General features: G+C 63.1%; 22 protein-coding genes. 9 read left to right on the top strand and 13 right to left on the bottom strand.

The window, feature by feature from the left end; genetic code table 11:
• Positions 1-39: 39 nt before the first annotated feature.
• The 6 genes from ACODR6_RS03915 to ACODR6_RS03890 all read right to left on the bottom strand — a co-directional run bounded on the left by ACODR6_RS03915 (position 40) and on the right by ACODR6_RS03890 (position 7,729).
• Positions 40-1,548: an ABC transporter substrate-binding protein gene (locus ACODR6_RS03915; RefSeq protein WP_112714457.1), complete on the bottom strand. Its 1,509-nt coding sequence runs from the start codon at positions 1,546-1,548 to the stop codon at positions 40-42.
• A 44-nt stretch (positions 1,549-1,592) separates the two neighbouring features.
• A complete protein-coding gene (locus ACODR6_RS03910; RefSeq protein WP_148194650.1) occupies positions 1,593-2,318 on the bottom strand; it encodes a FadR/GntR family transcriptional regulator in 726 nt (241 codons plus the stop codon).
• 177 nt (positions 2,319-2,495) lie between these two features.
• Positions 2,496-3,296, bottom strand: coding sequence for an inositol monophosphatase family protein (locus tag ACODR6_RS03905; protein WP_203430196.1), 801 nt, complete (start codon positions 3,294-3,296; stop codon positions 2,496-2,498).
• Between the two features lie 28 nt (positions 3,297-3,324).
• The gene (locus ACODR6_RS03900) at positions 3,325-4,386 is read right to left on the bottom strand and encodes an ABC transporter ATP-binding protein (RefSeq protein WP_489020891.1); all 1,062 of its coding nucleotides are present in this window, start codon (positions 4,384-4,386) and stop codon (positions 3,325-3,327) included.
• Positions 4,383-6,623, bottom strand: a complete 2,241-nt coding sequence (locus tag ACODR6_RS03895; protein WP_489020889.1) for an ABC transporter permease — start codon at positions 6,621-6,623, stop codon at positions 4,383-4,385. The genes ACODR6_RS03900 and ACODR6_RS03895 overlap by 4 nt, the downstream gene beginning before the upstream one ends.
• 77 nt (positions 6,624-6,700) lie before the next feature.
• Positions 6,701-7,729, bottom strand: a complete 1,029-nt coding sequence (locus ACODR6_RS03890; RefSeq protein ID WP_199625551.1) for an ABC transporter substrate-binding protein — start codon at positions 7,727-7,729, stop codon at positions 6,701-6,703.
• 181 nt (positions 7,730-7,910) lie between these two features.
• Between ACODR6_RS03890 and ACODR6_RS03885 the strand changes: the two genes are divergently transcribed.
• The 9 genes from ACODR6_RS03885 (at position 7,911) to ACODR6_RS03845 (ending at position 16,591) form a co-directional block, all read left to right on the top strand.
• The gene (locus ACODR6_RS03885; protein ID WP_489020886.1) at positions 7,911-8,924 is read left to right on the top strand and encodes a LacI family DNA-binding transcriptional regulator; all 1,014 of its coding nucleotides are present in this window, start codon (positions 7,911-7,913) and stop codon (positions 8,922-8,924) included.
• 237 nt (positions 8,925-9,161) lie between these two features.
• Positions 9,162-11,075 (top strand): DUF5054 domain-containing protein, encoded by a 1,914-nt coding sequence (locus ACODR6_RS03880; RefSeq protein WP_489020884.1) that lies wholly within the window; start codon positions 9,162-9,164, stop codon positions 11,073-11,075.
• A 196-nt stretch (positions 11,076-11,271) separates the two neighbouring features.
• Positions 11,272-12,042: a GntR family transcriptional regulator gene (locus tag ACODR6_RS03875; protein WP_112714441.1), complete on the top strand. Its 771-nt coding sequence runs from the start codon at positions 11,272-11,274 to the stop codon at positions 12,040-12,042.
• Positions 12,039-12,875 carry a 5-dehydro-4-deoxy-D-glucuronate isomerase gene (kduI, locus tag ACODR6_RS03870; protein ID WP_489020882.1) on the top strand — a complete coding sequence of 279 codons (837 nt, stop codon included), beginning with the start codon at positions 12,039-12,041 and terminating at the stop codon, positions 12,873-12,875. The genes ACODR6_RS03875 and kduI overlap by 4 nt, the downstream gene beginning before the upstream one ends.
• 4 nt (positions 12,876-12,879) lie before the next feature.
• A complete protein-coding gene (gene kduD / locus ACODR6_RS03865; protein ID WP_130280235.1) occupies positions 12,880-13,635 on the top strand; it encodes a 2-dehydro-3-deoxy-D-gluconate 5-dehydrogenase KduD in 756 nt (251 codons plus the stop codon).
• A gap of 40 nt (positions 13,636-13,675) precedes the next feature.
• The gene (locus ACODR6_RS03860) at positions 13,676-14,359 is read left to right on the top strand and encodes an amino acid ABC transporter permease (protein ID WP_112714435.1); all 684 of its coding nucleotides are present in this window, start codon (positions 13,676-13,678) and stop codon (positions 14,357-14,359) included.
• Between the two features lie 7 nt (positions 14,360-14,366).
• Entirely contained in the window at positions 14,367-15,020 is a 654-nt protein-coding gene (locus ACODR6_RS03855; protein WP_489020879.1) for an amino acid ABC transporter permease, read from the top strand.
• Positions 15,004-15,732 (top strand): amino acid ABC transporter ATP-binding protein, encoded by a 729-nt coding sequence (locus ACODR6_RS03850; protein ID WP_112714431.1) that lies wholly within the window; start codon positions 15,004-15,006, stop codon positions 15,730-15,732. Before ACODR6_RS03855 ends, ACODR6_RS03850 begins: the two co-directional genes overlap by 17 nt.
• Before the next feature lie 61 nt (positions 15,733-15,793).
• Complete coding sequence (locus ACODR6_RS03845) at positions 15,794-16,591, top strand: transporter substrate-binding domain-containing protein (RefSeq protein ID WP_203430189.1); 798 nt, start codon at positions 15,794-15,796, stop codon at positions 16,589-16,591.
• Between the two features lie 42 nt (positions 16,592-16,633).
• On the opposite strand, the gene ACODR6_RS03840 is transcribed toward ACODR6_RS03845, so the two are convergent.
• The 7 genes from ACODR6_RS03840 to ACODR6_RS03810 all read right to left on the bottom strand — a co-directional run bounded on the left by ACODR6_RS03840 (position 16,634) and on the right by ACODR6_RS03810 (position 24,453).
• On the bottom strand, positions 16,634-18,322 hold the full coding sequence (locus ACODR6_RS03840; RefSeq protein ID WP_203430188.1) for an ABC transporter ATP-binding protein: 1,689 nt from the start codon (positions 18,320-18,322) through the stop codon (positions 16,634-16,636).
• Positions 18,319-19,263: an acetamidase/formamidase family protein gene (locus tag ACODR6_RS03835; protein ID WP_112714425.1), complete on the bottom strand. Its 945-nt coding sequence runs from the start codon at positions 19,261-19,263 to the stop codon at positions 18,319-18,321. Before ACODR6_RS03835 ends, ACODR6_RS03840 begins: the two co-directional genes overlap by 4 nt.
• A gap of 68 nt (positions 19,264-19,331) precedes the next feature.
• Positions 19,332-20,951: an ABC transporter substrate-binding protein gene (locus tag ACODR6_RS03830; protein ID WP_489020875.1), complete on the bottom strand. Its 1,620-nt coding sequence runs from the start codon at positions 20,949-20,951 to the stop codon at positions 19,332-19,334.
• Positions 20,952-20,976: 25 nt separating this feature from the next.
• A complete protein-coding gene (locus ACODR6_RS03825) occupies positions 20,977-21,897 on the bottom strand; it encodes an ABC transporter permease (RefSeq protein ID WP_112714421.1) in 921 nt (306 codons plus the stop codon).
• Positions 21,894-22,742, bottom strand: a complete 849-nt coding sequence (locus ACODR6_RS03820; protein ID WP_112714419.1) for an ABC transporter permease — start codon at positions 22,740-22,742, stop codon at positions 21,894-21,896. The genes ACODR6_RS03825 and ACODR6_RS03820 overlap by 4 nt, the downstream gene beginning before the upstream one ends.
• Positions 22,742-23,323 carry an ANTAR domain-containing response regulator gene (locus ACODR6_RS03815; RefSeq protein WP_489020872.1) on the bottom strand — a complete coding sequence of 194 codons (582 nt, stop codon included), beginning with the start codon at positions 23,321-23,323 and terminating at the stop codon, positions 22,742-22,744. The genes ACODR6_RS03820 and ACODR6_RS03815 overlap by 1 nt, the downstream gene beginning before the upstream one ends.
• Positions 23,320-24,453 carry a transporter substrate-binding protein gene (locus tag ACODR6_RS03810; RefSeq protein ID WP_489020870.1) on the bottom strand — a complete coding sequence of 378 codons (1,134 nt, stop codon included), beginning with the start codon at positions 24,451-24,453 and terminating at the stop codon, positions 23,320-23,322. Before ACODR6_RS03810 ends, ACODR6_RS03815 begins: the two co-directional genes overlap by 4 nt.
• Positions 24,454-24,610 lie beyond the last annotated feature (157 nt).

Genomic DNA, 24,610 nt, shown 5'->3' with positions numbered 1-24,610 from the left:
AGAGGCGGCGGGATGAACCCGCCGCCGCGGTTGCTAGGCTCAGCCTTCCTTCTTGACGCCGGTCAGGCGGATCATGCCATCCGGCGAGGCGACGAAGCCGGTGACGTTCTTGTGCAGCGCCCAGATCCACGAGTTATGGCCGAGATAGATGATCGGCAGGTCGTCGTTGAGGATCACGGCGGCAGCGTCGTATTTCTGCTTGCGCACCGCATCGTCGGTGGAGGCGCGGGCCTCGTTCAGCAGTTTGTCGACCTCGGCATTGCAATACTTGGTATCGTTGATGCCGCCCTTGCAGGTGATGAACTGATGGATGTTGCCGTCGGGGTCAATGCGGCCCGACCAGTCGGAACGGCTGAGCTGGTAGTTGCCGGCCGTCTGTTCCGAAAGCAGCGTCGCGAATTCCGTCGAGCGGATCGTCACGTCGAAACCGGCCTCGGCCACCATCGACTGGATGATCTGCATCATCTGCGAAGCCACGGGGTTGTTCTGTACCTGCAGCTCGATCGGCACGCGGTCGAAACCGGCTTCCTTGACCAGCGCCTTGGCCTTGTCGAGATCGCGGGCCGGAACCGGAACGTCCTTGTCGAACCACGGGCTGTTCGGCGGGAAGGATTGGTTGCCGGGAACGGACGTGCCTTCGTAGACGATCTGGTTCAGCGCTTCGCGGTCGATCGCCAGCGAGAACGCCTGGCGCAGGCGCTTGTCCTTGCCGAACGGATTGTCGGCGCGCGCGCCGTTGCCGATATTGGCGTAGAGCGCCATGTAGCCGGTGCCGATCGCGTCGGCATAGGTGAGGGTCGAATCTTCCTTCACGGATGCGGCGTCGGTCGGCGCCAGACGCTCGATCATGTCGAGATCGCCGGAGCGCAGGTTGGCGAGGCGCACGGTCGTATCCGGGATCGGCAGGTAGGTGACCTTGTCGATGAAGATATTGTCCTTGTTCCAGTAGTCCTGGAACTTCTCAAGCACGATACGGTCCTGCTGGACGCGCTCGACGAACTTGAAGGGGCCGGCGCAGACCGGGTGATTGCCGAAATTGGCGCCGAGCTCCTTGGCGGCCTTCGGCGAAACAATCATGCCGGCGCGGTCGGAAAGCTGGGCGAGCAGCGTGACGTCAGGGCTCTTCAGCGTGAATTTCACTTCGTATTCGCCGGTCGCTTCGACCTTCTCGACCGAGGTCAGCTCGCTCTTGCGGCGCGATTCCGGCAGCGTCATGTTGCGCTCGATGGTGGCGACGACGGCAGCGGCATTCATCGGCGTTTCGTCGTGGAACTTGACGCCTTCGCGCAGCTTCATCGTCAGCGCCTTGCCGTCATCCGACCAGTGCCATTCGGTGGCGAGCTGCGGCACAATCTTCAGGTCTGGGGTGACGTCGACAAGCTTGTCGCACATCGCGGTATAGACGATGCGGCCGACGAAGGTGCGCGACTGCGCGGGATCGAGCACGTCGGCATCGTCCTGCAGGCCGATCTTCAGCTCGGCGGCAAAGGATGGGAGGGCAACGAGCGCCCCGGCTAGAAGGGTCGTCACAAAACTGGCGGTCTTCATTTCACTCTCCTCTGGTTCTTTTTTGCTTCATTGCCGGCGGCTCTTCAGGTGAGCTCTTCTTTGGTCTCCGGTATCTGGTGGTCGAGCGAGGTCATGCGGACCAGGCTCTCCTGCAGCGTCAGCAGGTGCTGGCGCATGGCTTCGCCGGCTCTCGCGGGGTCGCGGGCGGCAATCGCGTCGACGATCGCGGTGTGCTGTCCATAGGTCACCGTGCGCGTCTTGCTGGCGGCGCGTGCCCGCTCGCGGATCGTCTGCCAGGCTTCGTCCTGGCGCACGCGGTTGATGACGTCGAAGATCGTCAGGAAGAACTGGTTGCCGGCCGATTGGGCGATATGGCGGTGCAGCGCGCCGTCCCAGAGCTCGCGGCCATCGGCATCGGTGCTTTCGTAGATCTTCTTGACGAGCTCATACATGCGCTCGACATCGGCCTTCTTGGCGCGGATGGCGGCAAGCTGAGCGAGCTGCGGCTCGATGCGCAGGCGCACTTCCATGATTTCCATCAGGTCGGTGCCGGCGACGATCGAATCCACATGCTCGCTCCAGCCGTCGGGGCGCCTTCCGGCAAACGTGCCGGATCCCTGGCGGCGCCAGATCAGTCCCTCGGCTTCCAGAACTTCCAAGGCACGGCGGATGGCGCGGCGGCTGACGTCGAGCATCTCCGAGAGAGCCCGTTCAGTCGGCAGCTTGCCGTCGGCATCGAGGCTGTCCGAGCGCAGCAGCGCACGCAGCTTGTCGAGAGCGTAATTGGAGTTCCCCGTGGTCTCATCCATGTCGAATGGTCCGAACCAATTTCTTATTGGTCCAATCCAAAACCATATTGGTTCGCATCGTCAAGCGGTTTTTTGTGCAATTTTTGCATTGCACAAAAGATAGGCTGTGGATTTCGCTACGCACAAAAAATCCGGCGCCGATGACGCCGGATTGGGCAGATAAAGATGCAAAAACGCTTAAATACCGGCGATTTTGCGCAGATCGTCGGTTGAGCCGGGTGCCGTTGCCAGAACCGGCGCACCCTTGGTCAGGCGTTCGCCTTCGGTCGGGAAGGGGTGGTACCAGCCGCCGGCTTCCTTGACGAGGCAGTAGCCGGCCATGCAGTCCCAGGCGTGCATGTAAGGCTCGTAATAGCCGACGAGACGGCCGGCGGCCACATAGGCGAGCATGAGGGCGCCGGAGCCGTTGCGGATGAAATTGCCGCCGGCTTCCAGCAGGCTTTCCACCATCTTGCCGACGAAGGCAGGCGTAACGTGGTTGTTGGCGCCGATGCCGGTCACGGCGTTGCGGATGGTGCGGGACGGATCGAGCGAGAGTGTCTTGCCGTTCAGCGTCGCGCCCATGCCGAGTGCTGCCGCATAGAGTTCGTCGTGGCAGGGCGCCGAGATGACGCCGACGACGGGCACGCCGTCATGCAGCAGGCCGATCGACACGCACCAGTTCGGCATGCCGTTGACGAAGGGGCTGGTACCGTCGATCGGATCGACGACCCAGGTGAAGCCCGATGTGCCGGATTCGAGGCCATATTCCTCGCCGAGGACGCCATCGGCGGGGTAGGCCTCGTTGAAGCGCTTGCGGATCAGGTTTTCCACTTCGCGGTCGGCAATCGAGACCACGTCCTGCGGATCGCGCTTGGTTTCGATGACCAGCGTTTCGCGGCGCTTGAAATAATCGAGCGCGACGGCTCCCGCTTCACGGGCCACGGCTTCGGCCAGCGCGAGGCGCGCTTCAAGCCCGGGTACGACATGCGACGTCATGAAAATCTTCCCTTGATGAAATGCGGGCTCAGCCGCCGATGATGGCAATGCCGCGATCCTTGAAGCCGATCTCCACCTCTGTCAAAGGCGCAAAGGCCCTTTCCACTGCGGGGTCGACGACGAAGAGCGTGCCGTTACTGGTTTTGACTTCATATTCCACGTGGTCGCCGAGATAGGCGGCGTGGGTGATCTTGCCGCTGTAGGCGCCGCCATTCTTCGGCGCCAGCGTGATGGCGTTCGGCCGCACTGCCAGCTGTGCCGGACCGGGGCGCATGTTGCGGCCGGATATCCGGTGCGTCAGTCCCTCGACATTGATCGTCGCGTGATCGCCATCGATGCCGATGACATCGCAGGGCACGACATTCGCCTCGCCCATGAAGTCGGCGATGAAGGAGGAGACCGGCTGGTCATAGAGATCGCGCGGCGCGCCCTTCTGGGCGATTTCGCCGTCCTTCATGACGATGATCTGGTCGGAGACGGCGAGCGCCTCGTCCTGATCGTGGGTGACATAGACGGCGGTGAAGCCGAGCCGCTGCTGCAGCTCGCGGATCTCGGTGCGCACCCTGCGGCGCAGGCGGGCGTCGAGGTTCGACAGCGGCTCGTCGAGCAGCAGCACCTGGGGCTCGAGCACGAGAGCGCGGGCAACGGCGACACGCTGCTGCTGACCGCCGGAGAGTTCGGCGGGCAGGCGCTGGCCCATGCCGGCGAGGCCGACGAGCTTCAGGCCCTCCTCGGCGCGCTCGCGCGCCTCCTTGCGCTTCATGCCCGACGATTCCAGGCCGTAGGCGACATTGTCGAGCGAGGTCATGTGCGGAAAGAGCGCGTAGGACTGGAACACCATCGACACGTCCCGCTCGTTGGCCGGCAGCATCGTCACATCCTTGCCGCCGATCAGGATGCGGCCGGACGAGGGGTGCTCGAGACCGGCAAGCATGCGCAGCGTCGTCGTCTTGCCGCAGCCGGAGGGGCCGAGCAGGGTCACCAGCGTGCCGGGCTCGATCGTCAGCGACAGGTTGGGGATGGCGGTGAAGGCGCCGAAGGTCTTGCGCACGTTCTCGAAGACGACGGAACCGGGTTTGTTGCTGCTCATGCGGTTTTCTCCTGACCGAGAGGTGCGGATGCGGTGGCGGCCGGCGCTGCCATCGCGACGCGGTTTTCGCGGCGCAGGCGGCGTTCGCCGACGAGGAACTGGAAGCCGGCGATGACGGTGACCATGACGACGATCAGCGCCGAGGAATAGGCGATGGCGACGCCGTATTCGCCGTTCTCGACGAGGCCGACGATATAGGCCGTGGACATGTTGTATTCGGCGCTGACCAGGAAGATGACAGCGCTGATCGAGGTGATGGCGCGCACGAAGGAATAGACGAGTGCTGCCGTGATTGCCGGGCGCAGCAGCGGCAGGATGACCTTGCGGATCGTCCGGAAGCTGTTGGCGCGCAGCGTCAGCGAGGCCTCGTCGAGGCTCTTGTCGAGCTGGCTCATCGCCGCTACGCCGCCGCGCACGCCGACCGGCATGTTGCGGAACACGAAGCAGGCAACCAGGATCAGTGCCGTGCCGGTCATTTCGAGCGGCGGCAGGTTGAAGGCCATGATGTAGCTGATGCCGATGACGGTGCCGGGGATCGCGAAGCTCAGCATCAGCGCGAACTCGAAGACGTTCCGGCCGACGAACTTCTGGCGGACGATGATGTAGGCCGTCAGCAGGCCGACAGCGGCCGTGAGCGGGGCGGAGATCAGGGCGATCTCCATTGTCGTCCAGAACGAATTCCAGGCGACCCCCGTCCACGCCAGGCCGCCGTCATCACGGAACCCGATGGAGAAGGCGCGAATGTAGTGTTCGAATGTTAGCGTATTATCGAGACCCCAGGTGCGTACGAAACCGCCGAACAGGATCATCGCATAGACGACGATGGTGAAGATCGCCCAGGGGATGACGAGCGAATGGACGGCAATCGAGACGCCGCGCGGCAGCGCGATATGCTGGCCGGAATCGCCCTTGCCTGTCACCGTCGCGTAGCTCTTGCCCTGCAGCCAGAAGCGCTGGGCGATGAAGGCCGACATGGTGAAGACAAGCAGGATCATGGCGAGCACCGCAGCACGGGCCGGATCGTTCTGCGAGCCGACGACGGCGAAGAAGATCTCCGTCGACAGCACACCGTGGCTGCCGCCGAGCACCATCGGGTTACCGAAATCGGCCATGCTTTCGATGAAGCCGATCAGGAAGGCGTTGGCCAGGCCGGGCTTCATCAGCGGCAGCGAGACACGCCAGAAGGTGCGCCAGCGGTCGGCGCGCAGCGTCTGCGATGCTTCCTCCATCGACGGGCTGACGCCTTCGACGACGCCGATCAGCACGAGGAAGGAAATCGGCGTGAAGGAGAGGACCTGGGCGATCCAGATGCCGGTGAGGCCATAGAGCCAGCGGCCGGGCTCGATGCCGAGCAGCGAGGAGATGAGCTGTGTCGCGACACCCGAGCGGCCGAAGAGCAGGGTCAGCGCCAGGCCGACGACGAAGGGCGGCGTGATGATCGGCAGGATCGTCAGTAGCCTGAGGCCCTTCTTGTAGGGAAAGCGGGTGCGGGTGGCGACGAGCGCGAAGCAGAGGCCGAGCGTCGTCGAACCGGCGGCCGTCATGATCGCCAGCCAGAGCGTGCGCCAGGCAACCCCGCAGCGTTCGCCGCCGACAACGCAGCCGAGGCTCCAGACGGAGGAATCCTGGATATTGGTGAGGAAGCCGTTGGGATTGAAGGAGCCGTCGAAATCCTGAAACGCGCCGACGAACATGCTGCCGACCGGATAGAAGACGAAGATGGCGACGAGGAACACCAGCATGGCGATGGCGCCGACCACGAAGGCGTCGCCCTTCATCACGCCGCGTTCGGCAAGGCCGAAGGCAAAGAAGAACACGAAGACGAGGCCGGTGACGATGGCGCCCGCACCCATCGACGGCTGGCCGTCAGGGAGCGCGCCGAACAGGTTTTCGGCGAATGTCCAGCTCCAGCCGGAGAGGTTGATCGCCAGTCCTTCGAGCGTCAGGAAAAGAACCCCCAGGCCGCCTGCCCACGCAAGCAGCGTGGCGCGCGACTTCGGATCGGGAAGGAAGCGCGCGATGCCGCCAAGCAGAACGAAGAAGACGGCGATCGCGAGCCACCATCGGCCATAGGTGGTGATCTGCAGGATGCCGGGCGCCGTGGAGGGATCGCCCAGGAAATCAGACAGCCAGCCAAGGCCGAAGAAGCCGCCTTCGATCCGATACCACGGGAGCAGTATCAGGGCGGCAATGGCGAAGACGAGAGCGATATCCAGTCTACGATTGTGGTTCTTCATGGGGTCGCTCCCGCTTGAGCACGGTATAGGCATGGCGGCCGGCAGCACTGGGCTCCCGGCCATCGGTTTCAGGAGGATCAGTTCGCCTTGGCGCCGATTTCCTTGTCCCAGCGGGCGAGAAGCGCCTTGCGGACATCAGGGTTGCCGTATTTCGCGAAGTCGTAGTCGATCAGCTTGATGTCTTCGAACTTCGGCGCTTCCTTCGGCACTTCGGCCGACTTATTGGACGGTAGCTGGAAGGACTTGGCGTCCTTCATATGCGACTGCGCCTCGGCGCTGAGCGCCCAGTCGTACCATTTCTTGGCATTTTCGAGGTTCTTGGCGCCCTTGACGATCGACATCGAACCGATCTCGTAGCCGGTGCCCTCGCAAGGCGCAACCGCCTTGATCGGGAAGCCTTCGACGGTCTGCGCCACGGCGTCATGCATGAAGACGATGCCGATCGTCGACTCGCCGCGGGCAGCCGCCTTTACAGGCGCCGAGCCCGACTTGGTGTATTGCGAGACATTGGCGTTCAGCTTCGTCAGGTAGTCGAATGCCTGGTCCTCGCCCATGATCTGCACCAGCGTCGCCAGCGTGTTGTAGGACGTGCCCGAGGAGTTCGGGTTGGCGATCTGGATTTCGCCTTTATAGGACGGGTCAAGCAGATCGGCCCAGCACTTCGGTTCCTTGAGGTTCTTCTGCTTCAGGATGTCGGTGTTGTAGCCCCAGCCGAGTGCACCGGCATAAACGCCGACCGTGCGGTACTTGGCGCTTTCGGCCTGCTTCTTGGCCCAGTCCTGCAACTGGTCGAAGAGCGGCGACTTGTATTCGAGCGTCAGATTTTCCGCTGCTGCCTGCAGATGGGGGTCGCCGGTGCCGGCCCACCAGATATCGGTCTTCGGATTGCGGGCCTCGGCGCGGATCTTGGCATAGGTCTCGCCGGCGGACAGGCGCACCATGTTCACCTTGATGTCCGACTGCTTCTCGAACAACCCCTTCATGAGGTCGCAGACTTCCTGGTCGGCCGAGCAGATGACATTGAGATTGCCGGCGGCATGGGCCGAAAAGGCAGCAAAAGACACAGTCGCGGCGAGCATCGCTGCCGCAATTTTAGCTGAACGCATTATTTCCTCCTGGATGTGGCGGCGCCTCCACGCCGATCGCCTTTGCAAGCGTGTGCAAATGCTGCATGACCTAGTAAACCCTGTCAACCACTTTTGTCACAAAACTGTCATAAAAGTCCCGAAGGTGGATGTTGCACGCAATTGCAATATCGTGCACAGTCGCGTGCAAGGGGAGATTCAGGTGGTCACGAAAGTCTTTGTCAGCGCGCAGGAAGTTGCGGAAAAGGCGGGCGTTTCCCGCTCGGCGGTGTCGCGTACCTTTACGCCTGGAGCAAGCGTCGCGCCTGAAACCCGCAAGCGGGTGATGGAGGCGGCAGAAGCGCTCGGCTATCACGTCAACCATCTCGCCCGCGGGCTGATGCGCAACGAGAGCGGTATCGTCTGCCTCATCGTCTCGGAAATGGGCACCCCCTATCGTTCGTCGCTGATCCGCGCCGTGACGCAGCACCTGCAGAATTCCGGCAAGATCGCCATGCTGATCAATACCGACCGTTCCGACGGCAGCGTCGATCGGGCACTGCGTCAGGCGATCCGCTACCGCGCCGATGCCTCGATCATTCTCTCCGGCCTGCCCGACAAGTCGATCACCCAGCTCTGCCTGAAGAACGGCCAGCGGCTGGTGCTGATCAACCGCGACGACGACCAGCCGGGGCCGCTCAGGATCAATCTTGACGACCAGGAAGCGGCCGGCCGCATCCTGACGGCCTTTGTCCGCGCCGGCTGCCGGCGGCTCGCCTTCGCCAATTCGGAAGTGGGAACGCCGAGCTTGATGGCCCGCGAACACGGCTTCGTCGCGGCTGCGGCGGCACTCGGCATGGAGGTCGCCGTCGAGCGTTTCGGTTCGACCGGCTATGAGGCGGGCAAGGTCGTCGCCCAGCGCCTGCTGACCCGCAAGGAGCGCCCGGACGCGATCTTCTGCGCCAACGATCTGCTCGCCTGCGGCGTGATGGACGCGGCGCGCCACCAGTTCATGATGTCGGTTCCCGACCAGCTCTGCGTAGCCGGGTTCGACGACATCGAGCAGGCCTCATGGTCTTCCTACGATCTGACGACGTTTGCCCAGCCGGTCGAAGCCATTGCCCGGGAGGCGGTTGCCTTCCTTGCGGCGCCGGGGGTGGCCGACGAGGAGGCGCAAGTGCAGACTCTGAAGCTTCACGCGGAGCTCGTCTGGCGCGGCTCGATCCGCGGCGGCTGACAGCGTCTCGAAGATTTGTGCATACGATTACACAGATTTTCGAAAGGCGGATATATGCGCGCTGGAGCGCCATATTCGTTGTAATTCAATAATATTTCTTTTGCCTCGATGAATGAAGCCGTCCCGTAACCGGTCGCCATTGCAGCCTGCGTCAAAAGTCAGCTTGAACACGTTTACATTGTCTCGTAGATGTCGAGGCGGCCGGTGCGGTTGCCGAGGCCAGCGAGCGGAATGGACATGTCAGAAAAGCGCGTGCATCTGGTCTTCAAGACCCACCTGGATATCGGCTTCACGGACCACGCGGAGAAGGTTCGCCGCCAGTATCACGAGCGGTTCATCCCGCAGGCGATCGAGACGGGCGCGCATTTCCATGCGGAGAACCCCGAGGAGCCGAAGTTCATCTGGACGACGGGCGCCTGGCTGATCTGGGATCATCTGAATTCGCGCTCTCCGGCCGAAGTGGCGAAGCTCGAGGAGGCGATCGAGCGCGGGCTGATCCGCTGGCACGGCCTGCCGTTCACGACACATACCGAGCTGATGTCGCCCGACCTTTTCCGCGCCGGGCTCTCCTATTCGCAGGAGCTCGACCGGCGCTTCGGCAAGAAGACGATCGCGGCTAAAATGACCGATGTGCCCGGCCACACGCTCGGCATGGTGCCGCTGCTTGCCGAAGCCGGGATCCGCTTCCTGCATCTCGGCGTCAACACTGCTTCGCCGCCGCCGGAAGTGCCTGACGTCTTCCGCTGGCGCGCGCCGGGCGGCGAGGAAGTCGTCGTCATGTATCAGCGCTCCTATGGCGAAACCTATTTCCCGGAAGGCTTTGCGGACGGGCTGAGCTTTGCCCATACCAACGACAACATCGGCCCGCAGAGCGTGCCGCAGACGGCCGAGGCGCTGCGCGAAATCCGCCATCGTGAGCCGGATGCTGTGATCCGCGCGGCAACGCTCGAAGATTACGGCGCACTCCTCTGGGAGGCGCGGCAGCGCTTTCCGGTCGTCGATATCGAGCTCGGCGACAGCTGGATCCACGGCAGCGCCACCGATCCGCAAAAGACGGCGCAGTTCCTCTCCTTGCAGCGGCTTTACGACCGCTTCGCCGCTGACGGCCTGACGAAAACCCGGCTCGCCTTCGGCCGTGAGTTGGCGATGGTCGCCGAGCACACCTGCGGCGTCGATATCAAATCCTATCTGCGTGACGACAAAGCCTGGTCGCGGCCGGATTTCGAGGCGGCACGCAAGAGCGATTACCGCTTTGCCTATGCCGAACAATCCTGGCATGAGCAGCGCGATTATCTCGGCAAGGCTGTCTCGATGCTGGAACCTGAAGACACCGCGGCGGCCGCACAGGCGCTCGGCGAACTTGCTGCGCCTGCATTGCCGGCGATCTCAGGAAAAGACAACGAGCTGAAAGTCGGCGATTGGACGATCCGTCTCGATGACGAAAGCGGTGATATCGCCTCGATCGAGACTCCTTCAGGCAAGACGATTTCGGGCCGCGGCGGTGCTCTGCTCGGCTATCGCTACGAAAGCTACGATGCCGCCGATGTCGGCAGGCATATGGACACCTATCTGACGCACCGGCAGGAATGGGCGGTGCTCGATCATGACAAGCCGGGGCTCGGCCAGTCGGGTGCTGGGCTGTCGCAATCCTTCTCGCCGATTCTCGAGGCGGCCACGGGCAACATGATGTTGCTTTCGCTGCCCGAGCGCGCATCGGCTTCATACGGGTCGCCAAGGCATGTTTCGCTGCGGTTCTCGGATGAGGGCGATGCGCTTTCCATTCAGCTGACATTGCATGCCAAGCCCGCCAACCGCATGCCGGAGGCAAGCTTCGTCTTCGTCACGCCCGCGGGCGAGGCGGAGTGGAGCTTCCGCAAGATGGGGCTCTGGCATCACTCGGATGCGATCGCGGAAAGCGGCGGGGCACAGCTGCAGGCCGTCGTCGCGGCACGCTCCGGCGCGCTGCAGATCGAGCCTCTCGATACGCCGCTCGCCGCACCCGCAAGCTGGGATTTCATGACCTTCTGCAAGACCCGCCCGGACTTTGCGGAAGGCATCCGGTTCAATCTCCACAACAACAAGTGGGGCACGAATTTCCCGATGTGGTGCGAGGGCGACATCATCGCCCGCTTCCGGCTTTCCGAATTTTAAGTACCTGAAAAATAATAGCAAAGCCAAGCCGCGGAGAGCGATCTCCGCGGCTTTTTCGTTGTGGAAAAGTCTTTGCCTTCGCCCGCTTGCGCTAAGTTGGATACTAATATACTACTTCTTGCCAAGCCAACGGGAGGTGGCGACGGGTGGAGAAAAATCTCGGGCATAGGATTGTTGGCATGCGGAGCGCGGCGCGATGAGCGAAGCCCGCAAGAAGCGCTCGCTCGCCGGCGTCACCCATCTCTCGCATCAGCGCGCGGCCGCCCCACGTGCCGCAACGCTTGTTTATAACGCGCTGCGCGACGACATCATTTCACTGCGCCGCAAGCCGATGGATCTTCTCAACGAAAAGGAACTGGAGGCGCAGTTCGGCGTCAGCCGCACGCCGATCCGCGAGGCGATCCTGCGTCTCTCCGACGATGGCCTCGTCGATGTCTTTCCGCAGTCCGGCACCTTCGTGTCGCGCATTCCGCGCCGGGCGCTCTACGAGGCGATCCTGGTGCGCAAGGCGCTGGAGGATACGACCGTCTCGATCGCCGTCGAGAAGATCACGCCTGCTGGCATCCGTTCGCTGGAGCGCAATCTGGCCGATCTCAGCGCCTGCGTGCGCGACGACGATGTCGCTGCCTTCCATGTGGTCGACAACGATTTTCATAAGCTGATCAGCGATATCTCCGGCTTCCCCGGCATCTGGGCGATCATCCAGCAGGTGAAGGTCCATTCCGATCGCTACCGCCTGCTAACCCTGCCGCAGGAAGGGCGTCTTGCCCGCGTCATCGAGGAGCATTCGGCGGTCATCGACTGCATGAAGTCGGGCGATAAGGCGGGTGCCGCCGCCGCCATGGGCTTCCATCTCGGCAAGCTGCTCGGCGAAGTCGAGAAGGCCGAGATCTGGGATCCGAACTATTTCATCGAGGATGCAAAATCTCCCTTGGCATCCATGGAAGAGAAGGGAAAAAATCAATGAAGATCGATGTCCGTCACGCTTCCCATCCGGAAGCCGTTCGCGGCTACGACACCGAAACGCTGCGCCGCCATTTTCTGGTCGAGACGGTGTTTGCAGGCGGCGAAATCCGGCTCACCTATTCCCACTATGACCGTATGGTCATCGGCGGCGCGACGCCGCTCGGCGCAGGCCTCTCACTCGGCGCGCCGAAGGAAATCGGACAGGAGACCTTCCTCGCCGAACGCGAACTCGGCGCGCTGAATGTCGGCGGCGCCGGCCGTGTCGTCGTCGACGGCAAGAGCTATGAGCTCCAGAAATACGATTGCCTCTATGTCGGCAAGGGCGCCGGGGATGTCCGCTTCGAAAGCGCTGATGCCGCTAAGCCCGCCAAGTTCTATCTGGTCTCGACGCCGGCGCACGAGGTTCATCCGACCGTGCTTCTGACGCGCGACAAGGCGCGCCACCTGACGCCCGGCGAAGCGGCGACCGCCAACAAGCGCTCGATCTACCAGTTCATCCATCCGGAGGTCTGCCAGTCTTGCCAGCTGACCATGGGCTTCACGATGATCGATGCCGGCAGTGTCTGGAACACCATGCCGGCCCATACGCATGACCGGCGCATGGAAGCCTATCTCTATTTCGATCTGGAGGCCGATCAGCGCGTCTTCCATTTCATGGGCGAGCCGCAGCAGACCCGCCACATGCTGGTTGCCAGCGAGCAGGCGGTCATCTCGCCGCCCTGGTCGATCCATTCGGGTGCCGGCACCAAGAACTACAGCTTCATCTGGGCGATGGCCGGTGACAACAAGAGCTTCACCGACATGGACCATATCGCCATCGCAGACCTGAGGTAGAACGATGGCCAATCCCTTCGATCTCTCGGGCCGCACCGCCATCGTTACCGGCGCCAATACCGGCATCGGCCAGGGCATCGCCGTCGCGCTCGCCGAGGCAGGCGCCTCGATCGCTGCCGTCGGCCGCTCGTCGATGGAGGAAACCGAAGCGCTGGTCACCAAGGCCGGTGTCCGTTTTCACGCGATCAAGGCCGATCTCGGCACGATCGCTCCGGTCAAGGATATCGTTGCGGAGACCATCTCGGTCTTCGGCTCTCTCGATATCCTCGTCAACAATGCCGGCATCATCCGCCGCGCCGATGCGATCGACTTTACCGAGGAAGATTGGGACGCGGTCATCGATACCAATCTGAAGACTGCCTTCTTCTTGTCGCAGGCGGCCGGCCGCCACATGCTGGAAAAGGGCAGCGGCAAGATTGTCAACATCGCCTCGCTCCTGTCCTTCCAGGGCGGCATCCGCATCCCGTCCTATACCGCATCGAAGAGCGGCCTTGCCGGGATCACCCGGCTGCTTGCCTGCGAATGGGCCGGCAAGGGCGTCAACGTCAACGCGATCGCGCCCGGCTATTTCTCGACCAACAACACGACGGCGCTGCGCGAAGACCCGGATCGCAATGCCGCGATCCTGGCGCGCATTCCGGCCGGACGCTGGGGCACGCCATCGGAACTCGGCGGTGCCGCCGTATTCCTGGCATCGGCAGCATCCGACTACGTCCACGGCACCGTCATCCCCGTCGATGGCGGCTGGCTCGCACGATAAGGCATTGGCGCCGGCCTGATCCGCCGCGCACGGAGGAGTTATGCAGTATCAGTTCGATTTCGGGGCGCTCTTGCCCTACTGGCAGGATTTCCTGTCCGGCGCACTGACGACGATCGAGATCACGCTTTTCTCGGTGATCATCGGCATGGGCATCGGCGTCGCCTGCGCGATCGCCCGCCGCTCGAACTCCGCCATCCTGCGCGGCATCGTCAGCGTCTATATCGAAACGGTGCGCAACACGCCGTTCATCGTGCAGATCTTCTTCATCTTCTTCGGCCTCTCGTCGATCGGCTTCCGCCTGCCGATCATCGCGGCATCGGTCTTCGCGATGGTCATCAATGTCGGCGCCTATACGGCCGAGATCGTCCGCGCCGGGATGGATTCGATCCACCCGAGCCAGATCGAGGCGGCCGAGGCGCTCGGACTCTCGAAATTCCAGATTTACCGCGACATCATCCTCCTGCCGGCGATCGAGCGCGTCTACCCGTCGCTCTCCAGCCAGTTCATCCTGATGATGCTGTCGACGTCGATCTGCTCGCAGATTTCGGCCGAAGAGCTGACGGGGGTTGCCAACAACATCCAGTCGAACACCTTCCGCTCGCTCGAAACCTATTTTGTCGTCGCGCTTCTCTATATCGCGATCACCTATCTGATGCGCGCCGCCTTCTTCGGGCTCGGCCTCATCGCATTCCCGCGCCGCCGCCGGCTCGGGCTCGGCGTGTGAGGTGATGATGCTCGGCGCATTCTCGACCAATCATCTCTTCTACCTGCTGGACGGCCTGCTCTGGACCGTGGTGCTCTCGGCGCTGGCCTTCGTTCTCGGCGGCATTGCCGGCTTCTTCGTCATGCTGGCGCGCATCTCGCGCTTCCGCTGGCTGCGGCGCACGGCGCTTGTCTACATCCAGATCGTCCAGGGCACGCCGCTGCTGATCCAGATGTTCCTGCTCTATTTCGGCCTCGGCGTCTTCGGCATCTCGGTGCCGCCGCTCGTCGCTGCCGGTCTCGGCATGATGGTCTATTCGAGCTCCTATCTCGGCGAGATCTGGCGCGGCGCGGTGGAATCGATCGCCAAGACGCAGTTCGAGGCGGCCGAATGCCTGGGCCTGACCCGCTGGCAGGTATTGCGCGACGTCATCCTGCCGCAGGCGCTGAAGATCGCCACGCCGCCGACGGTCGGCTTTCTCGTCCAGCTCGTCAAGAATACCTCGCTTGCATCCGTGGTCGGCTTCCTGGAGCTGACGCGCGCCGCGCAGGTCATCAACAACTCCCTGTTCCAGCCGTTCCTGGTCTTCGGCGTCGCAGCGCTCTTCTACTTCTGCGTCTGCTATCCGCTGTCGGTCTGGAGCCGTTCGCTTGAGAGGAAACTCAATGCCGGCCGCCGTTAAACTCACCAATGTCGTCAAGCGTTTCGGTGCCCTCGAGGTGCTGAAGGGCGTGTCCTTCGAGATCAATACCGGCGAGGTGGTGGCGCTGATCGGCCAGTCGGGTTCCGGCAAGAGCACGGCGCTGCGCTGCATCAACCGGCTGGAGACGATCCAGGACGGCACGATCGAAGTCTGCGGCCACCGCGTCGAGGATCCGAAGCTCGATCTGCGCGCGCTGCGCCGCGATATCGGCATGGTGTTCCAGAGCTACAATCTCTTCCCGCACATGACCGTCGCCGAAAACATCATGCTGGCGCTGCGCCGCGTCAAAAGCATGCGCAAGGACCAGGCTCACGAGATTGCCAAACAGGTCCTCGCCAAGGTCGGCCTGTCGGAGAAGATCGACAACTATCCGGAACAGCTGTCCGGCGGCCAGCAGCAGCGCGTGGCGATCGCCCGTTCGCTCGCCATGCAGCCGAAGGTGATGCTGTTCGACGAAGTGACCTCGGCGCTCGATCCGAAACTGACCGGCGAAGTGCTGCGCGTCATGGAAGATCTCGCCCGCGGCGGCATGACGATGATCGTCGTCACTCATGAGATGGGCTTCGCCAAGCGGGCCGCCAATCGCGTCATCTACATGCATACCGGCAAGGTCTGGGAGACCGGAGGGGCAGACATCCTTTCCAATCCGCAGACGCCGGAATTGAAGGAGTTCATGGCCGAAGAGCTGTGATCTCAAAGGAGGAGTACCTGCGCGAAAGCGCGGGGTCGGGTAAACGAGAGAGGAGACTCATATGCCGACGAGAATGATTTCGAAACTGGCGCTCATCGCCGGAGCAGGCCTTCTGGCCTTTGCATCGGTTGCCAATGCCGACGTGCTTGAAAACATCAAGAAGGCCGGGAAAGTCCGCATCGCCGTGGCGATGGGCATTCCGGAATATTCCTTCGTCGATGAAAACCTGAAGCCGACCGGCTCGGACGTCGAAACCGCCAAGCTGATCGCCAAGGATCTCGGCGTCGAGCTGGAGCTGGTGGAAATCACCAACGCCGCTCGCGTTCCTTCGGTGCAGACAGGCAAGGCCGACATGGTGGTCTCGTCGCTCGGCATCACCGAAGAGCGCAAGAAGGCGATCGACTACTCGGTTCCCTACGCGACGCTCGCTCTCGTCGTTGCCGGTCCGGCTGACGCCGCGATCAAGGACTATGCCGATCTCGACGGCAAGCGCATCGGCGTGACGCGCGCCACCACCAACGACCAGGACATCACTGCCAAGGCCAAGGGTGCTGATATCGTCCGCTTCGAGGATGATGCGACGCTGATCACCTCTGTCGTCTCCGGCCAGGTCGATATCCTGTCCAGCCAGTCGGCCGTCATCAACGGCATCAACAAGAAGATGACCGCCAATCCGCTGCAGGTGAAGTTCACCCAGAAGGAGACCAATCTCGGCATCGGCATCCCGAAGGGTGAGACCGCTCTTAAGGGCTGGCTCGACGGATGGGTCAAGACCAATTTCGACAACAAGGTGCTGCGCGACATCTACCGCAAGTACCACAATGCCGAACTGCCCGACGATCTGACCTCGCGCCAGTAACCGGAAAGAAAAACGCCGGGGTCGAAAGACCCCGGCGAATTTTCAGGCGTGGGCCTGTGCCCGCTTCTGATAGACTTCGGGATCGGGGATCGGCACGGCGGCGATCAGCGCCCGCGTGTACTCGTCCTTCGGGTTCTCGAAGATTTCGCGGCGCGTTCCGTGCTCGACGATCTTGCCGCCGCGCATGACGGCGACGTGGTGCGACATGCGCTCGATGACGGCCATGTCGTGTGAGATGAAGAGATAGGCAAGCCCCATCTGCTCCTGCAGTTCCAGCATCAGGTCGAGCACCTTGGCGCGCACCGATACGTCGAGTGCCGCAACGCTCTCGTCCGCGACGATCAGCTTCGGCCCGACGGCGAGCGCACGCGCGATGCAGATGCGCTGGCGCTGACCACCGGAGAATTCGTGCGGATAGCGGGTCGCCGCATCCGGCGTCAGGCCGACGCGGCGCAGCAGTTCGGCGACGCGATCCTGCCGCTCGCCCTTGTTGCCGATGCCATGGATGACCATCGGTTCGGCGATGGCGGCGCCGACCGCCATGCGGCTGTCGAGCGAGGCATAGGGGTCCTGGAAGATCATCTGCGCCGAGCGGCGCACCGGGCGCATCTCGCGCTGGCTGAGGCCGGCGATGTTCCGGTCGTCGATCAGCACATCACCGGTGAACGGGATCAGGCCAAGCGCCGCCTTGCCGGTCGTCGATTTGCCAGAGCCGCTTTCGCCAACGAGGCCGAGCGTCTGGCCGGGCTGGATATCGAAGAAAACGCCGCTGACGGCCTGAACCTGCGGCTTGCCCTTGAAGAAGCGGCCTGCCGGGCTGCCATAGTGGACGTTGAGATCGCGCACGCTCATCACCGGGGCCTGACCCGTGCGCTCCGGCTCGATCTTGCGCGGGGTGATCCGCGGCGGGCCGTCGGTGCCGGCCAGCGCGCCGAGACGCGGCACAGCGGCGAGCAGCTGCTTGGTATAGTCTTCCTGCGGCCGGTTGAAGATTTCAAGCGACGGACCCTGCTCGACGATGCGGCCATTCTGCATGATCAGCACGCGATCGGCCATTTCGGCGACGACGCCCATGTCATGGGTAATCAGGATGATCGAGGTGCCGAACTCGGTCTTCAGCTCGCGCATCAGCTTGAGGATCTGCGCCTGAACGGTGACGTCGAGTGCCGTTGTCGGCTCGTCGGCGATCAGCACCTTCGGGCGGCAGGAAAGCGCCATGGCGATCATCACGCGCTGGCGCATGCCGCCGGAGAGCTCATGCGGATATTGCTTGAGACGGCGGGCCGGATCGGTGATCTGCACGGCGTCGAGCATCTGCAGCGCCGTCGCCTCGGCATTCTCGCTGCCCTGGTGTTCGCGGATCGCCTCGGTCAGCTGCGCGCCGATCGACATGACAGGGTTCAGCGAGGTCATCGGCTCCTGGAAGACCATGGCGACCTCGCCGCCGCGAACGTCGCGCATGGCGCGGTTCGACAGCGTCAGCAGGTCACGCTCGCCAAGCAGGATATTGCCCGAGGTGACGCGCAGCGACGCCTTCGGCAGCAGACCCATGATGGCGAGCGAGGTGACCGATTTTCCCGAGCCGGATTCGCCCGCAATGCAAAGCGTTTCGCCGCTGGCGAGGCTGAAGCCGACATCCCTCAGGACCGGCTTCAGACCCTCGGGCGTGCGGGCATCGACGCTCAAATTGCGGACGGAAAGGACCGGCGCGGTGTTCGTAGGCGATGTCACGAAAATACGATCCTTGGGAAGTAGAAGGAAACGACCCAGTTCGGCATGTCGACGATTTCGCTGATGCGCAGATCGCCGCAGACGGAGCAGAGCATGTAGGCATCGACCGGGTTGAGGCCGTGTTCGGCGGTCAGCAAATCGATCATCCGCATGACGCTTTCGCGCGCGCCGGTCATCAGGTCGGGGCCGATGCCGGTGGTGACTTCATAGCCCATGCCGTCGAGATGGCGGGTGACCGGCTCGGTGGTCGTGAAGCGCGGCGTCTGCAGTTTCGCGTCCTTGACGAGCTCGATCGTCGCTTCGACATTCATCTGGCTTTCGATCGCCGTGCCGCAGACTTCGCCGTCACCCTGTGCGGCGTGCGTATCGCCGATCGAGAACAGCGCGCCTTCGACCTCGACGGGCAGATAGAGCGTGACACCGGCTGTCAGGTCGCGGATGTCCATATTGCCGCCGACGCGGCGCGGTGGAACGACGGAATGGGTGCCGGGTTCGGCCGGAGCAACGCCGATCGTGCCGGCAAAGGGCTTCAACGGCACGCGGCCGCCGGGGCCGAAGAGTGCCGGAACCATCGAGTTTGCATCATAGGACCAGACATGAAGGGCCGGATCCTTGAACTGGTCGGCGAGCAGGCCGAAGCCCGGAATATTGGCCGTCCAGCCGATGCCCGACGGAATGAATTTGCGCAGCGTCACCTTCAATGCGTCGCCCGGCTTCGCGCCTTCGACGTAGACAGGGCCGGAGACCGGATTGATCTTGCCGAAATCGAGATCGCGTAGCGTATCGAGCGTCGCATCGCGGCCGAGCTGGCCGCCCGAGGAATCCATGCATTCGAAATGGATCGTCTCGCCCGGCTTGGCGACGACCGCCGGGGCAAAATCCTTGTTCCAGCCGAAATTGTGCTGGGCGCGGTGAATGGTGTGGGTGCAGGCAATGCACATCTTGTGTGTCTCCCTCGTTCTTATGGCCGCCCTCCCGGAGAACCGGGAGGGCGTTCACCCGTCAGGGCTTATTGATTGACGTAGATGGCGTCGTAATTGATGACGCGGGTCGGATCGATATAGACGTTGTCAGCACCGCCCATGCGCAGCGACTTGGCAACGACGCGGCGCTCGTTGATCACGGGAACCCACGGCGCATCGGCCATGATGTCGGTGAAGATCTTGCCCCAGGCAGCGGTGCGCTCTGCGCCCTTTGCCGGGTCGGACATGGAGTCTGCGGCGACCGCGCGGGCGTCGAGATCCTTGTTGCAGTACCACGACCAGTTCCAGCCGCCAGCGACCGCGCCCGAGCAACCGAGGATCGGACCGTAGAAGTTGGACGGATCCGGGAAGTCGGCGATCCAGGCCATGCCGCCCGACCAGATCATCGGTGCTTCGCCTTCCGTGCCACCGGCAGAGATGACGTTTGCCTGTGCGAGTGCGCGGACTTCAGCCTTGATGCCGACGGCGGCCAGATCCTGCTGGATCGCCTGGGCGATACGCGGCTGCGGATCGGTGTTGGTCGAGTAGAGCGTGGTTTCGAAGCCATCCGGGAAGCCGGCTTCGGCAAGCAGCGCCTTGGCCTTGGCAACATCGTAGGTATAGCCGGTGAAGGACTTGTCATAGCCCGGCATTAGCGGCGGCAGCGGCTGGTTGGCAGGCGTTGCGCGGCCGTTCAGGATGCGGGTGACGCGGTCCTTGTTGATGGCCATGTTGACGGCCTGGCGAACCTTGACGTTATCGAAGGGCTTCACCTTGGTGTTGAGCGTGATGTAGCCGGTATGCAGCTGTTCGCCATCGACGATCATCTTCGGGCCATCGGCCGAATTCTTGATCTCGAGGAACTTGGCCGGCGGAATGCCGTCGCCGGCGATATCGACTTCACCCTTCTGCAGGCGCAGCAGGGCGACGAGCGGCTCCTGGCCGACTTCGACCGTGAAGCTGTCGACATGCGGGACGTCCTTGACGAAGTAGTCCTTGTTGCGTTCGAAGACGAGCTTCTGGCCGATGGTCCAGTCCTTCAGGATGAAGGTGCCGGAGCCGACGGGCTTCTTGCCGAAATCGCCGCCAGCTGCCTCGACGGCTTCCTTCGGAACGACGGAGGCGAAGTTGATGGCGAGGACGTGCAGGAAGGTTGCGTCCGGACGCGACAGCGTGAAGACGACGGTGCCCGCATCAGGCGTCTCGATGCCCGCGAGCGTCTCGGACTTGCCGCCGGTGACGTCTTCGAAGCCCTTGATGGCGCCGAAGAAGCCGGCGCCCGGGCCCTGCGTCTTCGGATTGACGGCGCGTTCGATCGAATACTTGACGTCGGAAGCGACGACTTCGCGGCCGTTCGAGAACTTCACGCCCTTGCGGAGCTTGAACGTGTAGGTGAGGCCGTCATCCGAAACGGTGAAGCTTTCCGCTAGCGACGGAACGAGGTTCGGCGTGCCGGGCTCGTAGTCCATCAGGCGGGAATAGAGGCTCTTGATCATCGACCAGTTGACCCAGTCGTAACCGATTGCCGGGTCCAGGGTGGCGATATCGTCCTTGTAGGTGACGATAATGTCGCCGCCCTGCTTGGGAGCATCCTGTGCCATGACCGACAGCGGCGCCAGCGCCACCACCGTTGCCATGGTCGTCATTCGAAGCCAGCTTTTGAACATATTGGTTCCCCTTCTTTGGTTGCTGTCAACGTGTACGGATACGCGGGTCGATGACCGGCGCGATGAGGTCTGCAAGCAGGTTGCCGATGACGATGGCGAGCGCCGATGTCAGCGTCACGCCCATGATGATCGGGATATCGACCTGCTGGATTGCCTGCCAGGCAAGCTGGCCGATACCAGGCCAGCCATAGACGGCCTCGACGACGACCACGCCGCCCATGAACTGGCCGATATCGATGCCGATCATCGCGATGATCGGCAGGATGGCGTTGGGCAGGGCATGGCGGAAGATGATGCGGCGCGACGAGAGGCCCTTGGCGCGGGCCGTGCGCACATAGTCCTGATTGAGCACGTCGATCATCGCCGAGCGCACCATGCGTGCGTACCAGCCGGCGCCGAGAACGCCAAGGGTGGTGGCCGGCAGCACGACATGGGCAAGCGTGCCGTAGCCGCTCATCGGAAACCATCCGAGCGTCACGGCGAAGACGTAGAGAAGCAGCAGTGCGACGACGAATTGCGGGGCCGAAACGCCGACGAAAGACGCCATCATCACCAGACGGTCGACGAAGCCGCCGCGGCGGATTGCGGCGATCGTGCCGAGCGTCAGGCCGAGGATGACTTCGACGGCGATGCCGGCGAGCATCAGCGTCAGCGTTGCCGGCAGGCGGGCGACGATCAGCGTCCAGACATCGGTCTTCTGCGCATAGGAGCGGCCGAGATTGCCGGAAAGAAGATTGGTCAGATAGTGCCAGAACTGCACGAGGAGCGGCTGATCGAGGCCGAGCTCGTGGCGGATATTGGCGACCGTTTGGGCCGTGGCGCTGCGTCCGGCGATCATGCGCGCCGGATCGGCGGGCAGCGCATAGAGCAGCACGAAGGTGATGGCGGCAACGCCGAGAAGGATGAGGAATGCCTGGGCGAGGCGGCGCAGAACGAGGAACATCAGTTTCTCCCCCGCTGCGTCGGGTCGAGAATGTCGCGCAGCGCGTCACCGACCAGATTGAAGGAGAGAGCGGTCAGCAGGATGACGATGCCCGGGAAGAAGACCAGCCAAGGGGCTGCCTGGAAATAGCTCTGGCTCTCGAAGATGATGTTGCCCCAGGAAGGCTGCGGCGGCTGCACGCCAATGCCGAGGAAGGAGAGCGTCGCTTCGAGCAGCACGGTCGTGGCGATGCCGAGCGTGCCCCAGACGATTGCCGTCGGGATCAGATGCGGCAGGATATGCATGAAGAGCACGCGCAGATGCCCGGCGCCGAGCGAGCGTTCGGCCATGATGAAATCGCGCTCGGAGAGGCCGCGGGTCTCGGTATAGACGATGCGCGCGACCTGCACCCAGTTGACCAGAGCGATGACCATCGCGACGATCCAGAGGCTCGGACGCAGCAGGGCGGCGAGAACGATGGCGAGCAGCAGCGCCGGGAAGGCCATCATCAGGTCGGTGAAGCGCATCAGCACGTTGCTGGCAAGACCCTTCACATAACCGGCGACGATGCCGACGAGGAGGCCGATCGCAACCGCGATGCCGTTGGCGACGAGGCCGATGACCAGCGAGGTACGGGCGCCGTAGAGCAGGCGCGAGAAGAGATCGCGGCCGAGCGTATCGGTGCCGAGCAGGAACTGGCCGCCGGGCGGCAGCGGTGCACCTTCGAGCGAAAGCCCGTCGAACATCTGGTTGTCAGGATCGAAGGGCGCGATCCACGGAGCGGCAATCGCCATGACGACGACGAGCAGGACGACCACGAGGCCGAACAGGGCCGCGGGCTGGCGCAGCATTTCCTTCAACACGCGCATCAACCGGCCTCCGGCAGGGGCTCTGCGCCACCGATGATGAAGGCGGCGATCTGTTCCATCGGTAATCTGCGGCGCATGGCGCAATCACGCAGGATCGCGTAGGCGCGTTCCTCATCGACACGGTGCGCGGCCATCAGCTTTTCCACCGCGGCATGGACGAGGGGGCGAAGGCGGACGCGCTCTTCGAGATATTGCAGCCGTTCGGCATTGTTCTTGCGTTCCTGATGGATCGAGACGGCCATGACCAGCGCCGGATAGACGGCTGACGTGGCGATCGGTTTGGCGATGATGGCGCCGGCGCCCTGTTCCAGGGCCCAGGCGATGCGGCCGGGTGCTTCCGAGCCGAGAAGAGCGACGACGGGGCAGGCGACGGCCGTATCCTTCCAGGGCAGAAGGTCGTCCCAGCCCTGGTCTGCATCGACGATGACGAGATCGGGCAGATCGGTTACGGCGAGCGGCGCCCATTGCAGGGTGGTGCGGATGCCGAGCAGCCGGAGCTGACGGATCAGCCTCTCGGTATTGCTGTCTTCGCGATGGATGACGGCGGCGTGCCAGCCGGTGAAATTCGGGGTTTCCCTCATGAGACCACCCTGAGCTTCGGCGATGCCGGCTTGTTGCGGCCGGTGAGATAAGGGTCGGCCGCGAGCGGCGGGCGCGAGGTCACGACATCGAAGCCGTTTTCCATATTGATCTGGCCGAGATGGAAGGGCAGCGGCGCGTGGTTGGTCTCGCGGTCGATGGCGATCGAGCCGAACAGGCTCGGGCGCTGCGTCTCATAGAGCTCGCGGCGCACGGCGGCCGGTTCGTCGGTCCCGGCTTCGACGATCGCATCGGCGCAGAGCTTGACGGCCGTGTAGGCGCTGGCGAAGACGCTGGAAACGCGGCGCTTGGCGCCATAGCGCGCGGCGACGCGGATCTTGAAGGAGAGATTTTCGGGCGTCGAGAGATTATCGAAATAGGAGGCGGCGCAGAGCTGGCCAATCGCCCGGCCAGGCTCGATATCGGCAAGCTCGCATTCCATCAGGTCGCAGCTGACGACCGGGCAGTTTTCCGGGCGGAAAGCCGGGTCGCGCTCGGCAAGTTTGCCGATCGCCGCCAGGAAAGCGTAGCTCGACGGGCCGATCAGGTTGTTCAGGATGAAGCTCGGGCGGCGCTGCTCGATATCAGCAACGATACGCTCTACGGCGGTCTCCTCGAGCGGCAGATAACGCTCGCCCAGCACTTCGCCGCCGGCATTGGTGATCAGTTCGCGCGCCAGCCGGTTCATCTCCCAGCCCCATACATAGTTGGCGCCGACGAGATAGGGCCGGGCGCCGAAGCGCGGGATGAGGTGCTCGAAAAGCGGGATCAGGTGCTGGTTCGGGCAGCCACCGACATAGATGACATTCTCGTTGGCTTCGAAGCCCTCGTAGGGGCACATGTACCAGAGAAGCCCATCGTGCTTTTCGACCAGCGGGATGACTTCCTTGCGGGCGGCGGACGTGATCGTGCCGACGATATGGCGGCAGCCAGCGCGCAGCAGCTGGCGGGCGCCTTCCAGATAGGCGGCGAGATCGGCATGCGGGTCGAAGAAGACAGGCTCGATCCTGATGCGGCGCGCGGCGGCAAATTCGGCCAGGGCGAATTCCGCGCCATCGCGCGCGTCACGGCCCATCGAGCCGTAGGGACCGGTGGTGGAGTAGAGAATGCCGATTTTCAATGCTTCGGTCATGCGGAACCCAAAAAACCAAAAACCCCACGACGCGGGCCCATCATCGATGGGGCGTCATGGGGCGAAACTGCCCAGCGACTATCGGAGTCATGTAACTGCGGAATGGCTCCTCTGCCTAATCCGCAGGCTTGAATAAAATACAGGCAACCGATCTTGT

It is taken from the genome of Rhizobium sp. FG96 (assembly GCF_057808655.1).
Note: the sequence above shows the minus strand (reverse complement) of the source record. Positions and strands in the feature narration are given on the sequence as shown.